Annotated in this window: 11 protein-coding genes; 4 read left to right on the top strand and 7 right to left on the bottom strand. The window is 61.9% G+C overall.

Going from position 1 to position 12048, the window contains the following annotated elements:
- Nucleotides 1-34: 34 nt before the first annotated feature.
- The gene (locus COW1_RS03080) at nt 35-592 is read left to right on the top strand and encodes a Smr/MutS family protein (RefSeq protein WP_201345395.1); all 558 of its coding nucleotides are present in this window, start codon (nt 35-37) and stop codon (nt 590-592) included.
- 115 nt (nt 593-707) lie between these two features.
- On the opposite strand, the gene truD is transcribed toward COW1_RS03080, so the two are convergent.
- Complete coding sequence (gene truD, locus COW1_RS03075) at nt 708-1718, bottom strand: tRNA pseudouridine(13) synthase TruD (protein ID WP_201345394.1); 1011 nt, start codon at nt 1716-1718, stop codon at nt 708-710.
- Nucleotides 1719-1837: 119 nt separating this feature from the next.
- Here truD and COW1_RS03070 point away from each other — a divergent pair, with 119 nt between their 5' ends.
- On the top strand, nt 1838-2581 hold the full coding sequence (locus COW1_RS03070; RefSeq protein WP_201345393.1) for a DUF72 domain-containing protein: 744 nt from the start codon (nt 1838-1840) through the stop codon (nt 2579-2581).
- A 23-nt stretch (nt 2582-2604) separates the two neighbouring features.
- On the opposite strand, the gene COW1_RS03065 is transcribed toward COW1_RS03070, so the two are convergent.
- Nucleotides 2605-3480: a TauD/TfdA family dioxygenase gene (locus COW1_RS03065; protein WP_201345392.1), complete on the bottom strand. Its 876-nt coding sequence runs from the start codon at nt 3478-3480 to the stop codon at nt 2605-2607.
- 247 nt (nt 3481-3727) lie between these two features.
- On the opposite strand from COW1_RS03065, the gene COW1_RS03060 reads away from it, so the two are divergent.
- Nucleotides 3728-4303 (top strand): hypothetical protein, encoded by a 576-nt coding sequence (locus tag COW1_RS03060; RefSeq protein ID WP_201345391.1) that lies wholly within the window; start codon nt 3728-3730, stop codon nt 4301-4303.
- A gap of 129 nt (nt 4304-4432) precedes the next feature.
- A complete protein-coding gene (locus COW1_RS03055) occupies nt 4433-4798 on the top strand; it encodes a hypothetical protein (RefSeq protein ID WP_201345390.1) in 366 nt (121 codons plus the stop codon).
- Nucleotides 4799-4817: 19 nt separating this feature from the next.
- On the opposite strand, the gene COW1_RS03050 is transcribed toward COW1_RS03055, so the two are convergent.
- The 5 genes from COW1_RS03050 to COW1_RS03030 all read right to left on the bottom strand — a co-directional run bounded on the left by COW1_RS03050 (nt 4818) and on the right by COW1_RS03030 (nt 11643).
- Nucleotides 4818-5414, bottom strand: coding sequence for a hypothetical protein (locus COW1_RS03050; protein ID WP_242466483.1), 597 nt, complete (start codon nt 5412-5414; stop codon nt 4818-4820).
- Nucleotides 5415-5628: 214 nt separating this feature from the next.
- Entirely contained in the window at nt 5629-8019 is a 2391-nt protein-coding gene (gene hsdR, locus COW1_RS03045) for an EcoAI/FtnUII family type I restriction enzme subunit R (RefSeq protein ID WP_201345388.1), read from the bottom strand.
- A gap of 246 nt (nt 8020-8265) precedes the next feature.
- Nucleotides 8266-8802 carry a transposase gene (locus COW1_RS03040; protein ID WP_201345387.1) on the bottom strand — a complete coding sequence of 179 codons (537 nt, stop codon included), beginning with the start codon at nt 8800-8802 and terminating at the stop codon, nt 8266-8268.
- A 154-nt stretch (nt 8803-8956) separates the two neighbouring features.
- Entirely contained in the window at nt 8957-10165 is a 1209-nt protein-coding gene (locus COW1_RS03035; RefSeq protein ID WP_201345386.1) for a restriction endonuclease subunit S, read from the bottom strand.
- Nucleotides 10162-11643, bottom strand: coding sequence for an N-6 DNA methylase (locus COW1_RS03030; protein ID WP_201346028.1), 1482 nt, complete (start codon nt 11641-11643; stop codon nt 10162-10164). Before COW1_RS03030 ends, COW1_RS03035 begins: the two co-directional genes overlap by 4 nt.
- Between the last annotated feature and the right edge of the window lie 405 nt (nt 11644-12048).

Raw genomic sequence — 12048 nt, 5'->3', positions numbered from 1 at the left:
GTCATTGCGCCGGGGTTCGTGGCAAGATGCCCCCATGAGCAAGCCGCGTCGCCCCAAATCGACCCTGACCGAGGCCGACCGGGCGCTGTTCCGGGACAGTGTCGGGCCGGTGCGCCCCCTGCGCCGGGACCGGATCGAACTGCGCCCGCCGCCGCCGACGCCTCGGCCGCAGTTCCGTGAGCAGGACGATCTGGCCGTGCTGCACGACATGCTCTCCGACGAATACGACCCGGCCGAGCTGGAGACCGGAGAGGAACTGCTGTTCGCCCGGCCCGGCCTGCAGCACCGGCTGCTGAAGCGGCTGCGGCGCGGCCAGTTCGCGGTCGCCGCCGAGTGCGACCTGCATGGCATGCGGGTACCGGAGGCGCGCCAGGCCCTGGTGGCCTTCCTGAACCGCTGCCGGCGCAGTCAGCAGACCTGCGTGCGCATCATCCACGGCAAGGGCCACGGCTCGGTACAGCGCATCCCGGTGCTCAAGCACAAGGTCGCCCGCTGGCTGCAGCAGCGCGACGAGGTGCTGGCCTTCTGCTCGGCCCGACCGGTGGACGGCGGCACCGGGGCGGTCTATGTGCTGCTCAAGGCCCTGCGGTGAACATATAACAAGGTAGGATGGGTGAAGACGCGCAGCGTCGTAACCCATCGGCACGCTACCCGGCAACGGGCGATGGGTTGCGCTGCGCTCCACCCATCCTACCCGCGGGCAGGCATCATGCCCACTCCACCAGCTGCTCCAGCAGCACAGTGGCATAGCTGCCGGCGGGCAGGCCGAACTCAAGCCACAGATCATTGCCCTCCGGCGTCACCTGCAAACCCTCCACCCGCACCCGCAGGGCGCGGCGATCGAGTTCCATTCCCGCCCGTTCCAGTCCCTCGCACAGTCCGGCTTCCGGTTCCAGGCAGGCCGCCTCCAGCCGCGCGCATTCCTCGCCAGCCAGCGACTCGCCCCGCCCCCACAACGCCCCGGTGGGATGGATCTCCTGCGCGGCCAGGCGGGATTGAATCTCATCATCGCACGCCGGGACGGCGAACAGGGCGCTGCGCCCGTCCAGCTGCATCACATCGCCGGACAGGCAGCGATCCCAGTCACCGCGGCGCACCCGTTCGGCCAGTATCCGGTTGAACAGGTAACTGCGCGCCGCGGACAGATACAGGCTGCGTTTGTGTCGCGGCAGGCGCCGGCGCGGATCGGCGAACATGCGCCGGGCCGCCTCGAGGTTGCCGCCGTCGCGACCGAAGCGCTGGGCACCGAAGAAATTGGGCAGCCCACGGCCGGTGATCTCCCCGGCCCGGTCGGCCAGCGCCACGGCATCGCCGGTGAAGTCGCGCAGCCGCAGGCGGAAGCGGTTGCCGCGCAGCGCGCCCCGGCGCAGCTTGCGCGAGTGCCGCCGTGCCTCGAGCACGGTCACGCCCTCGGCATCCAGCGCGGACCAGTCGGGATCCGCGCGCCCCGGCAGTTGCACCGAAAACCACTGCTCGGTCACGGCGTGGCGGTCCTTCAGCCCGGCGTAGCTGACCTCGCGTGGCTTCACCCCGGCCAGGCGCGCCAGCCGGCCGGCCACCCAGTCGGTGTTCTGGCCGCGCTTGCGCACCCACAACCAGGCATGCTCGCCCTCGCCGTCCGGCTCCACCAGCGGCTGCTCGATGACGACGAAATCCTCCGGCTCGAGGCGCAGGCGGGCGCGGCCGAGCGGCGGGCCGAAGGCAGGATGATATTCCATTCGCTATCCTTCTGAGACTTGCGTAAACGGTGAACATATGGAGTTGCAGGTTGGGTCAGGCCCTTCGGGCTGACCCAACCTGGGATGTTCACGAAATATGCAAACAGCTATGGGCAGGCATGACGGGACGGGTTCACATCGGCACCTCCGGCTACCAGTATCGGCACTGGCGCGGCCCGGTCTATCCGCAGAAGCTGCCGCAGCGGGCCTGGTTCGACTATTACTGCCACCGCTTCGACACGGTCGAGATCAACAACACCTTCTACCGGCTGCCGGAGGCGGACACTTTCCGCCGCTGGCGCGAAGCCGCACCGGCGGGCTTTGTCTACGCCCTCAAGGTCAGCCGCTATCTCACCCATGTCAAATACCTCAAGACGCCGGAGCAGCCGGTCAGACGCTTCCTCGAACGCGCCCGGCTGCTGGGAGACGCACTCGGTCCATTGCTGATCCAGCTCCCGCCCCACTGGGGCCCGAACCTCGACCGCCTGGACGGCCTGCTCGCCTGCCTCCCGTCCGGTTACCGCTGGACCCTGGAGCTGCGCCATCCGGGATGGTTGGATGATACCGTATTCGAGCGGCTGCGTGAGGCCGGGGTGGGATTGTGCATCCACGATCTGTTGCCAGAGCACCCCCGGATCGCCACCGCCGACTGGCTCTATCTGCGTTATCACGGCATCGATTATGCCCACCGCTACAGCCACCAGTATCTGACGGCACAGGCGGAGCGGCTGGCCGACCGGGTCCGGGATGGAATGGATCTGTACGCCTACTTCAACAACGACGCGGCGGGTCATGCCTTTCACAACGCTGCCCAGCTGCGCCGTTATCTGCACGACCGGCTGTCACGGGAAAGCAGTGACTGATGAGAACGTTGGTTGGACGACACTCAGGCAAGCGCAATGCGGTCGTAGTAGCGGCCGCGGAACAGCAGCCGGGGCTGCTCGACGGCATCGGTGAAGGCGGCCCGGTCGTGCAACACATTGTTGCTGATCAGGCCCATGCCCGACTGCAGGGTACCGCGCAGGATGCAGCTGGTTGACTCATCCCGCAGCAGGGATTCCAGACAGGCCCTGGCCTCCTGAACCAGCCCATCCTCCTTCCAGACCGCATTGCGCTGACGCGCGGTATAACGCATGTGCAGGGCACCGGTGGCCGGATCGACGCTGAATACCGGCCCGGCCCGGGCCGGTCGGGGGACCCCGCCCTCCTGGGTACCGGCAGGAATGGTAAGCGCATCGTGCATCATGAGCGCCCGGATATAGTCGGGGTTGATATTGCGCAGCAGGATGTAGACCAGCTCGGGATCGAGCAGCCCGTTGCTGCCGCCGGCCGCTGCAGGTTGCACACAGTGCAGCAGCAGCCCGCGGATCTGCCGATCCGGCGCATTGTAGTAACCGTCGGTATGCCAGCTGATGGCGCGGTCGGTATAGGGGATGTAGCCGCTTCGGGTTCCATCGGCTGCCACGCTCAGCGGGGTCAGGCCGTCGGCATCCGCCAGCCAGTTGCGATCGAGCCGCCGCAGACCGAAGCGTCGCCCCAGGGCCGTCACCACGTCGCGGTCCATGCCCGGCGGACCGGCGTAGAGCGCCATGTTGGCGTGGCGGATGCGTTCGGCCATCGCATTGTACTCGGCCGGGGTCAGGCGATAGGGATCGCCGATCTCAACCACCAGGTCTTCCAGCCGACGTGGATAAGCGGCCAGCCGGGCCTCAGCCCAGCGCACAAAGGCAGCGGGATTGTTCAGATCAAAGTGATCTGGCATGCATGCGGCGTGCACGTAAGACATGGCCTGCTCCGGCATATCGGTACGACGTGAGGCAGTCTAAGCCTGCACACGCTGGCAGGATTTGACATGCATCAACCCTCCGACCGGATGACGGTTTTATGGACGGTTTCCAGACTGTGACGGCCATCATGGCCGCCACCGATCAGACTCCTATCATGACCCGGCACCCGTAATCGCGATTTAGCACGAACGGCTGCAGTATCCGCAATTCAACGGAGCGATCATGGAACGGATCCTGTCCCTGAATCATTTCCGGTGCATGATGGTATTCATCTTTACCGGGGTTTTCTTCGTTTTGACGCTTGTGCTGACCGGCATCACGGCGGCCAGTATCTGGCACGGCTTCGTCGGTGATTCCGATCTGGTCGAGGCATTCATCAAGGCGATCAACACGGCCGTCGTCGCCCTGGCCACCTTCGAACTCGGGCTGGTCGTGCATAAGGAATACCGCAACGACGAAAGCCATGTCATCGTGGTGCTGCGCCGCACCCTGCCCCGCTTCATCAGCATCGTCTGTATCGCACTGGCGCTCGAGGGGCTGCTCATGGTGATCAAGTACAGCCAGCTGGAAATGGCCGGCAACCTGTTCTACCCCGTTGCCATCATCGTCAGCGCCGCCCTGCTGCTGGCCGCCCTCGGGGTGTTCCTGCGCCTGTCCGACGGAGTCGATGACAACCACTTCGATACCGGGATGCCGCAACACGCCACGGTAGAAGGCTCGCCCGCGGCTCGCGGCGAGCCGCAAGCGGGAATGCTGCACCCGGCAACTGACCCGCAGACGCCGTCCGGAATTTTGTGATGCCGTTCACAATTACGGCATGGATGCTTGGATAGACTCTGGCTCAGGAACATGCATCAACGGATGAGGCTCGTATCATACACCGGCGCCGCGGCATGAGGTCTGGGAGCGCCGACAATGGAGTCCGCCATGATCACCCGACCGGTCTGGGCCCTGATCTTCAGCGCCACCCTGTTCCTGGTTGTCGCGACCAGCATCTATCTGCGCACGCATCCGGATACACTGTCAGGGCTGTTCACCCGCGAGCCCGAACCGCCGGAATACCGCATCGGCACCTTCTACGCCGAGGGCGCGGAAGGCACGCAACAGATCATGGCCATCCATGATTTTCTGCGCACGCAGGACGGCGTGCTCTATGTCCGCATCGAGACCGGCAATTATTTCGTGATCAAATTCGACCGCAACCGCTTCGACTGGAAAAACGCCTGGCGCGCCATCCGCTACAACGACTGGGCAAAATTCAGCGCCAGCGATTTCGTGGTCTCCAGGCCCTGAGGTCCGCCTGCACTGCGGTCTAGCCGCACAACGGCCCTACCTGGTACCACCTCCGGCACTTGAACCGTTCCTCGCAGCGCCGCAGCTGGGCACCGTATTCACGCGCGGTGTGATCGACGCGCTCGGCCACACGCAGCAGCCAGCGCTTGTTGCGCCAGGTGCCGCGGCGGTAGCCGCCGCGGCCCTCGTGGTAGGCGAGATAGAGGTTCTTCGGATCCCACTTGGATATGCCGAGCACCTTGCTGCTCTTGTGGTTATACCAGCCGACGAAATCCAGCGCATCCTCCATGTCCGAGCGGCTCTTGAACAGGCCGCCGGTCTCGCGTCGGTAGTCCTTCCAGGCCGGATCCTGGATCTGGGCGTAGCCTTCGGCCGAGGAGGGCCGCCCCAGCGGGATGAACAGGAACCACTCGAACGGCGGCTTGGCATCGTGACGGTAGCTGGACTCATGCCGCACAAAGGCCATCAGGATATGCGCCGGCACGCCCCATTTCTCCTCCGAGGCCTTGGCGTAGTCGTACCAGTCGGGGTGCTGATCGAACACCGCGCACAGATCATGCTGCTGTTTCGGCGGGCTGGCGGCGCAGCCGGCCAGCGCCAAGAATATGAGAATCATTACCGTTCGGTTCATGTTCAACATGGATACAGCCATTGCATTCCTACACCCTGTCGGGTTACGCCCTTCGGGCTAACCCGACCTACCCTACCTCACCGGGATCCCGTCGGGTTAGGCCCTGCGGGCCAACCCGACCTACGTCAACACCCTGCCTTATCCCGTAGGTCGGGTTAGCGAAGCGTAACCCGACAAAAATTCAACTCAATCCCGACACTCAATACAGATTACGCTGGAATCCGACAAAAACTTCCCGAATATTTTTCACTTCGCCCAACTCATATACCGCATCATCAACTGTATTGTATTTCAGTGTGATCAGCTGCGGCAGCTTCTCGGTATCGAGCTCGGTGACACCGCGCTCGATATAGTGATTCAGCACAAAATCCAGAAATTCTCGCTGATGAAAATCATAGGGCCGGAATATGTCCTCGCGGTGAAGCGCCACCCGCTCGGCCCGGGTCACCGGCGGCAGGGCGAAGGCGATGTAGGCCAGCACATCGTACAGATCGCTGTTCTCCGCCTCGATCAGCTTCCCGATCTCGCGCAGCTGGTCGATGCCATAGCCTTTCTCCTCCAGCCCCGCCAGCAGCCTGCGACGGGTGTCGGGATCGCTCCACAGCTCGCGCAACTCATCCTCGTTGCGGAACAGTTCCGGCAGCTCGCCGAACAGCCGCTCGACGAACTCGGCCGCTGAAATGGGTTTGCCGTCCGGGCTCCAGAAACTGGTGGCGGCCATGTGCTGTATGGTCCGTTCCTTGCCGTCCGCGAGCTTGACCTTCACCCGGGTGCGGTTTTCACAGACACAGGGATACTCGCCGCAGACGGGACATGCCTCTGGCGGTGGTTTCTCGCACACACAGGGCCGCTGGCCGCAGACTGGACAGGGCCGGGGCGGGTCGACCACGCAGGTGCAGGGGCTGTTGCCGCAGCGGCTACAGGGCTCGGGCGGCAGTGGCTCACCGTCCCATTCCTCGTCTTCGAAGTGCTCATAGGCCTTCACGAAGTCATGGATGGTGAAATAGTCCTTGCCCTCGAACAGCCGCGTGCCGCGGCCGATGATCTGCTTGAACTCGATCATGGAGTTCACCGGCCGCATCAGCACGATGTGGCGCACATTGCGGGCGTCCACGCCGGTGGAGAGCTTCTGCGAGGTGGTGAGGACGGTCGGGATGATCTTCTCGTTGTCCTGGAAGGCCCGCAGCCAGCGCTCGCCCTCGGCGCCGTCGTTGGCGGTGACCCGCTCGCAGTAGTGCGGATCGGAGTTGGATTTCAGCTGGTTGACCAAGTCCCGCACCGCCAGCGCATGTTCCTGGTTGGCACAGAACACCAGGGTCTTCTCGCGCGGATCGATGCTCTCCAGGAACAGCTTCACCCGGTACTTCTCGCGCGCCTCGATCTCGATGACCCGGTTGAAGTCCTCCTCGGTGTAGCGTTTGCCCGGCTCGATCTCGCCCTCCACCACCTGGTCGTCCGAGGTGTAGACATACTCATCCAGGGTGGTGGCGATCTGGCGCACCTTGAACGGGGTGAGGAAGCCGTCGTTGATGCCGTCCTTGAGGGAATAGATGTAGACCGGCTCGCCGAAGTAGTCGTAGGTGTCGGCATTGGCGTCGCGCCGGGGCGTGGCGGTCAGCCCCAGCTGCACGGCGGGACTGAAGTACTCCAGGATGCCGCGCCAGGTGCTTTCGTCGTTGGCCCCGCCCCGGTGGCACTCGTCGATGACGATGAAATCGAAGAAATCCGGCGGATAGTCGCCGAAGCTGGGCTGCGGATTGCCCTCGGCGTCGCGCCCGCTCATGAATGTCTGGAAGATGGTGAAGAACAGGCTGCCGTTCTTGGGCACCTGGCCCTTTTTGCGGATACTCTCCGGATCGATCCGCACCAGGGCGTCGTCGGGGAAGGCCGAGAAGGCGTTGAAGGCCTGATCGGCCAGGATGTTGCGGTCGGCCAGGAACAGGATACGAGGCAACCGCCCCGGCTCCCCGCTCTCCCGTGCCGCCAGGCTCCAGCGGGCGTGGAACAGTTTCCAGGCGATCTGGAAGGCGATGGCCGTCTTGCCAGTACCCGTAGCCAGGGTGAGCAGGATGCGGTCGCGGCCGTCGGCGATGGCCTCCAGGGCGCTGTTGATTGCGTTGTGCTGGTAGTAGCGCGCCTCCCAGGCCCCGCCCCGGGCCTCGAACGGCACCGCCCCGAAGCGCTCGCGCCAGACCTTGCGCTCGGCGAAGGTCGCGTGCCAGAGATCATCCGGCTCCGGCCAGGCCTCCACCGGCCCTTCCTCGCCGGTGTGCATGTCCACCCGATAGATGCCCTCGCCGTTGGTGGCAAAGGCGTAACGCGCCTGCAGCCGTTCGGCGTAGCGCTTGGCCTGGCCCAGGCCCTCGGTCACCGGCAGGCCGCGCTTCTTGGCCTCGATCACCGCCAGATTCTGCCCTCTATAGGTCAGAACGTAATCCGCGATATCCCGCTGCCCGCGACGGCCACCGCCGATCAGGCGACCGGGCGCAATAATCACCTCTCGCCTGGATCTGCTGCCCTCGACCACGCCCCAGCCGGCCTCCTTCAGGGCCGGGTCGATGAGTTCGGCGCGGGTTTCGGCTTCATTCATTGCTGACAGCCATCAGATAATCAAAACCCGATCAGGGAATATTGTCGTGTCCGGGTTTCTTAATGTATTGTTTTTGATAAATTATTAAGCAACACAATATCGGTTGTCCCGGCCCGAGTCAAAACCCGGTCAGGAAAATCTTCTTATTACCCCATGTCGGGTTACGCCCTACGGGCTAACCCGACCTACGAAAATGAAGCGCGGCTGATGTAGGTCGGGTTAGCGCAGCGTAACCCGACACGGCGGTCACTCCCGCCCAACGCCCTCAAAATCCACGCACCCACCACCCCAATCAGGCGGATACGCCCCCATCCCGACATACCGATGAAAACTCGACCAGGCCCAATCCGCGGCCGACCCCACATAACCATGCTTCACCGGGTTGTAATGGATATATTCCACATGCCGCACATAATCGTCAGCGTCGCGCAGCGTATGTTCCCAGTAGCGGTGCTGCCAGACCCCGCCTTCGCCTCTTTTCGCCTGGCGCTGCGAAGCCATTCCGCGCAACAACGGATCACAATGCCGGGTGAACCCCGTCTTGATCAATCGCCAGCGGGTGGCGAAATCCGCATCGCCCTCCGGCAGCGTCCAGATGCAATGCAGATGATCGGGCAGGATCACCACCGCGTCCATCCGGAACGGATACCGGGCCCGGACCGACCGAAAGGCCTCGCGCAGCACAGCGACCGAATTCATGCGGGTCAGAATCGGCCGGCGGCCGGCCGTCACCAGAGTGAAGAAGAAACACCCGCCCGCCACGAAATTGCGTCGGTAGTTCATAACGACATCCTTGTCGTAATTGCCAATTGTTCGTTGTGTAGATCACCGCCCCGTAGGCCGGATTGTAGGTCGGGTTAGCGCAGCGTAACCCGACACACCCCAACGCCACCCCCGTCGGGTTACGCCCTCCGGGCTAACCCGACCTACGGGCGGGTCATGCCACGGCCACCTGCACCTCGTCTTCGGCCTTGTCCGCCGTCAGTTCGCCGGAGAAGGCCTTTCGCAGGAGAGATTGTTTGAGTTCAGCGAGGGCGGTGAGTTTTTGCCGGTAAATTGACTCAATTCTTTTCACTTCATCCAAAAGAGAATCCAAGCGTTGCACTATTTCTCGCTGAACATGCAACGCAGGCAAAGAGATCTTTAGCTTTTTCGAGTCCGGAACCCGCATATGCTGAACAGTAGATCCAGATGCTAATGCATGTATTTGAGATTGCATGCAGTTGGATTGAAAGCCATACAACAGGAACCGATTGTTTAACAAACGAGGATTCGCGCGGTAAGAGACCAATCTTTGCCCAAGAAATACTTTTTCTTCAGTATCAAGCATACCCACTTCCCCCATCGGGGCCTCTCTTGTAAGGATTACATCGCCCCTTTGGGGAATCTGACGACGAGTCCATTTGTGATAGATTTCTTCTGTTACATATTTGACCGAATCCAGGTTGATTCTTCCATCCCGGACATTGGTAGTTCTGACCATTTTAAATGGTGTAGGACCCTCTACTTGAGGAGCCGTTTTGTTGATGCAGTCGATTATAGAATCGCACACCTCCTCCACTAGTACTTCTTTCCACGTTTCTCCACGGTTGCGAAATACCGAATTAAGATAGCTCTCAAACAACTCCCGCGCATTGGCGAGGTTCTTTTCGGTATTGGCGATAGCCGTTTCAATCCCCGCGAAGGCCTCGTCGAGAATGGCGACGATGCGTTTTTGTTCGTCGAGAGACGGTAGCAATAAATCAAATTCAAGCAATTGATTGACATTCGCCCTTGGCATTCTTGCGCCAGTACTTGTTTTATCGATTTCGTCAACCACTGGCTGCCAAGTAATCCAATAAAACAGAAAACGCTTATCTAAAGGCTTCTTCGGCTTTAGTGGAAAAATTTCCGAAGAACAGTGCCCCTCGAAATCAGGCAGAAGAACCTTATTTAAATATGGTCGGAGACGACCATATAAGACATGCTCAGGCCCGAATTGAAACGTTGAACTTTTGACATCGACCGGTGAATACTCCCCAAGAAATCTACCTGTCCCGCTTTCAATATGTTCAAGCCCAACATATGGAAGCGACCTACCAGAATGTTTCGTTTTATCGATCGCACAAACATCCTTTAGTTTTACCGTTTCCCATCCTCCATTCATAATATCCCCCTAATCCCTTCCAGAATCTCCTCGCTCTCCCGATCCAGCGTCTCGATCTCGTTGATGATGACCTCCGGATCGCGCAGGGGATCCTCCTCGACCTTGTTGGGATTCTTCACCGACAGGTCCCAGGTCTCCGGGTCGATGTCCTCGATGTTCACGGTCCAGGATTCATCGGAGTCGGCAAAACTCGCCTGCAGCTCGACGAATTCCTGCAGGTCGTCGTCGTTGAGGGGGCTGGTCTTGCCCAGGCTGCGGCCGGGGTCGAGGTGGTAATACCAGATGTTCTGTGTGGGCCTGCCCTTCTCGAAGAAGAGCACCACCGTCTTCACGCCGGCGCCGAGGAAGGTGCCGCCGGGGCAGTCGAGGATGGTGTGCAGGTTGCAGTTCTCCAGCAGCTCGCGGCGCAGGGCGCGGGAGGCATTGTCGGAGTTGGACAGGAAGGTGTTCTTGATGACGATGGCCGCCCGGCCGCCGGCCTTGAGGTGCTTGATGAAGTGCTGCAGGAACAGGAAGGCGGTCTCGCCGGTCCTGATATCGAAGTTGTTCTGGATTTCCTTGCGCTCCTTGCCGCCGAAGGGCGGGTTGGCGAGGATGATGTCGAAGCGGTTCTTCTCCTGGATGTCGGCGAGCTTCTCGGTGAGGCTGTTGGTGTGGATGATGTTGGGCGCCTCGATGCCATGCAGGATCATGTTCATCAGCCCGATGACATAGGGCAGGCTCTTCTTCTCCTTGGCGGTGAAGGTGCGGGTCTGCAGGGTTTCCAGGTCCTGGGTGGAGAGCTTCGGATGGTTGGCCCCGTCCGGGCCCTCGGGGCCGTAGCGCAGGTAGTCGTAGGCCTCGCACAGGAAGCCGCAGGAACCGGCCGCGGCGTCGTAGATGGTTTCGCCGATCCGCGGGTCGATCACCCGGATCATGGCGCGGATCAACGGCCGCGGGGTGTAGTACTCGCCGCCGTTGCGCCCGGCGTTGCCCATATTGCGGATCTTGGCCTCGTACAGATGCGACAGCTCGTGCTTCTCCTTCTGGGAGCGGAAGCTGAGTGCGTCCACATATTCCAGGGCGTCGCGCAGACTGTAGCCACTCTGGAACTTGTTGCGGATCTCGCTGAAGATCTCGCCGATCTTGTACTCGATGGTGTCGGTGTTCGCGGCGCGTTCGCGGAAGCCCTGCAGGTAGGGGAACAGCTCGGTGTTGACGAAGGTGATCAGATCGGGGCCGGTCAGGGCATTGTCGTGATCGAAATTGCCCTCCTCGTCCTTGGGCGCGGCCCAGCTGGACCAACGGAAGGTCTCTTCGATGATGGGCTCGTAGTTCCTGCCCCGGAGTTCCGCCTCATCGGCCCGCCTGCGTTCCAGGTCGTCCAGATACTTGAGAAACAGCATCCAGGAGGTCTGCTCGGTGTAGTCCAGCTCGGTGGCGCAGCCGGCTTCCTTCCACAGGACGTTATCGATGTTCTTGAAGGTCTGCTCGAACATTGGGGCGGTCGGTTCCCGTTTGCGGCCGGCCGGACGTGGCGCGGGCCTGGGTTTGGGGGTTGCCTGTCTGGCGGGCGGTTCAGATTCGAATTCGGTTTCGGGCTCTGATTCAGGCTCGGGCGGCTCGTTGCCGAGCAGTCGGTCGATCAGGGGCTGCTTCTCGCGGCCGCTGCTGTCCAGGCCCTGCGCCTCGCACAGGGTCTTGAGTTCGGCACGCTTGAGTGCGTGCAGCAGGTACTCGACCGGCAGGCTGCGCTTGCGGCTGAGGATGGCGACGAAATCGGGTTTGTTCAGGCCGGTGAGGCCCTCGATGCCGAAATCGGCGGCGAGTTCGCGGCCGCGGGCGAGGGTCAGGGTTTCGAAGATCTGTTTGCGGGTGATGCTCATCTGCGGTTGTTATTCTGT

Source organism: Thiohalobacter sp. COW1, assembly GCF_016629505.1.
GTDB lineage: Bacteria > Pseudomonadota > Gammaproteobacteria > Thiohalobacterales > Thiohalobacteraceae > Thiohalobacter > Thiohalobacter thiocyanaticus_A.
Note: the sequence above shows the minus strand (reverse complement) of the source record. Positions and strands in the feature narration are given on the sequence as shown.

Bases quoted from the DNA above. Each gene is read 5' to 3' on its own strand.
- COW1_RS03080 (WP_201345395.1), top strand. From the start codon at position 35: ATGAGCAAGCCGCGTCGCCCCAAATCGACCCTGACCGAGGCCGACCGG.
- truD (WP_201345394.1), bottom strand. From the start codon at position 1,718: ATGGAATATCATCCTGCCTTCGGCCCGCCGCTCGGCCGCGCCCGCCTG.
- COW1_RS03070 (WP_201345393.1), top strand. From the start codon at position 1,838: ATGACGGGACGGGTTCACATCGGCACCTCCGGCTACCAGTATCGGCAC.
- COW1_RS03065 (WP_201345392.1), bottom strand. From the start codon at position 3,480: ATGCCAGATCACTTTGATCTGAACAATCCCGCTGCCTTTGTGCGCTGG.
- COW1_RS03060 (WP_201345391.1), top strand. From the start codon at position 3,728: ATGGAACGGATCCTGTCCCTGAATCATTTCCGGTGCATGATGGTATTC.
- COW1_RS03055 (WP_201345390.1), top strand. From the start codon at position 4,433: ATGATCACCCGACCGGTCTGGGCCCTGATCTTCAGCGCCACCCTGTTC.
- COW1_RS03050 (WP_242466483.1), bottom strand. From the start codon at position 5,414: ATGATTCTCATATTCTTGGCGCTGGCCGGCTGCGCCGCCAGCCCGCCG.
- hsdR (WP_201345388.1), bottom strand. From the start codon at position 8,019: ATGAATGAAGCCGAAACCCGCGCCGAACTCATCGACCCGGCCCTGAAG.
- COW1_RS03040 (WP_201345387.1), bottom strand. From the start codon at position 8,802: ATGAACTACCGACGCAATTTCGTGGCGGGCGGGTGTTTCTTCTTCACT.
- COW1_RS03035 (WP_201345386.1), bottom strand. From the start codon at position 10,165: ATGAATGGAGGATGGGAAACGGTAAAACTAAAGGATGTTTGTGCGATC.
- COW1_RS03030 (WP_201346028.1), bottom strand. From the start codon at position 11,643: ATGTTCGAGCAGACCTTCAAGAACATCGATAACGTCCTGTGGAAGGAA.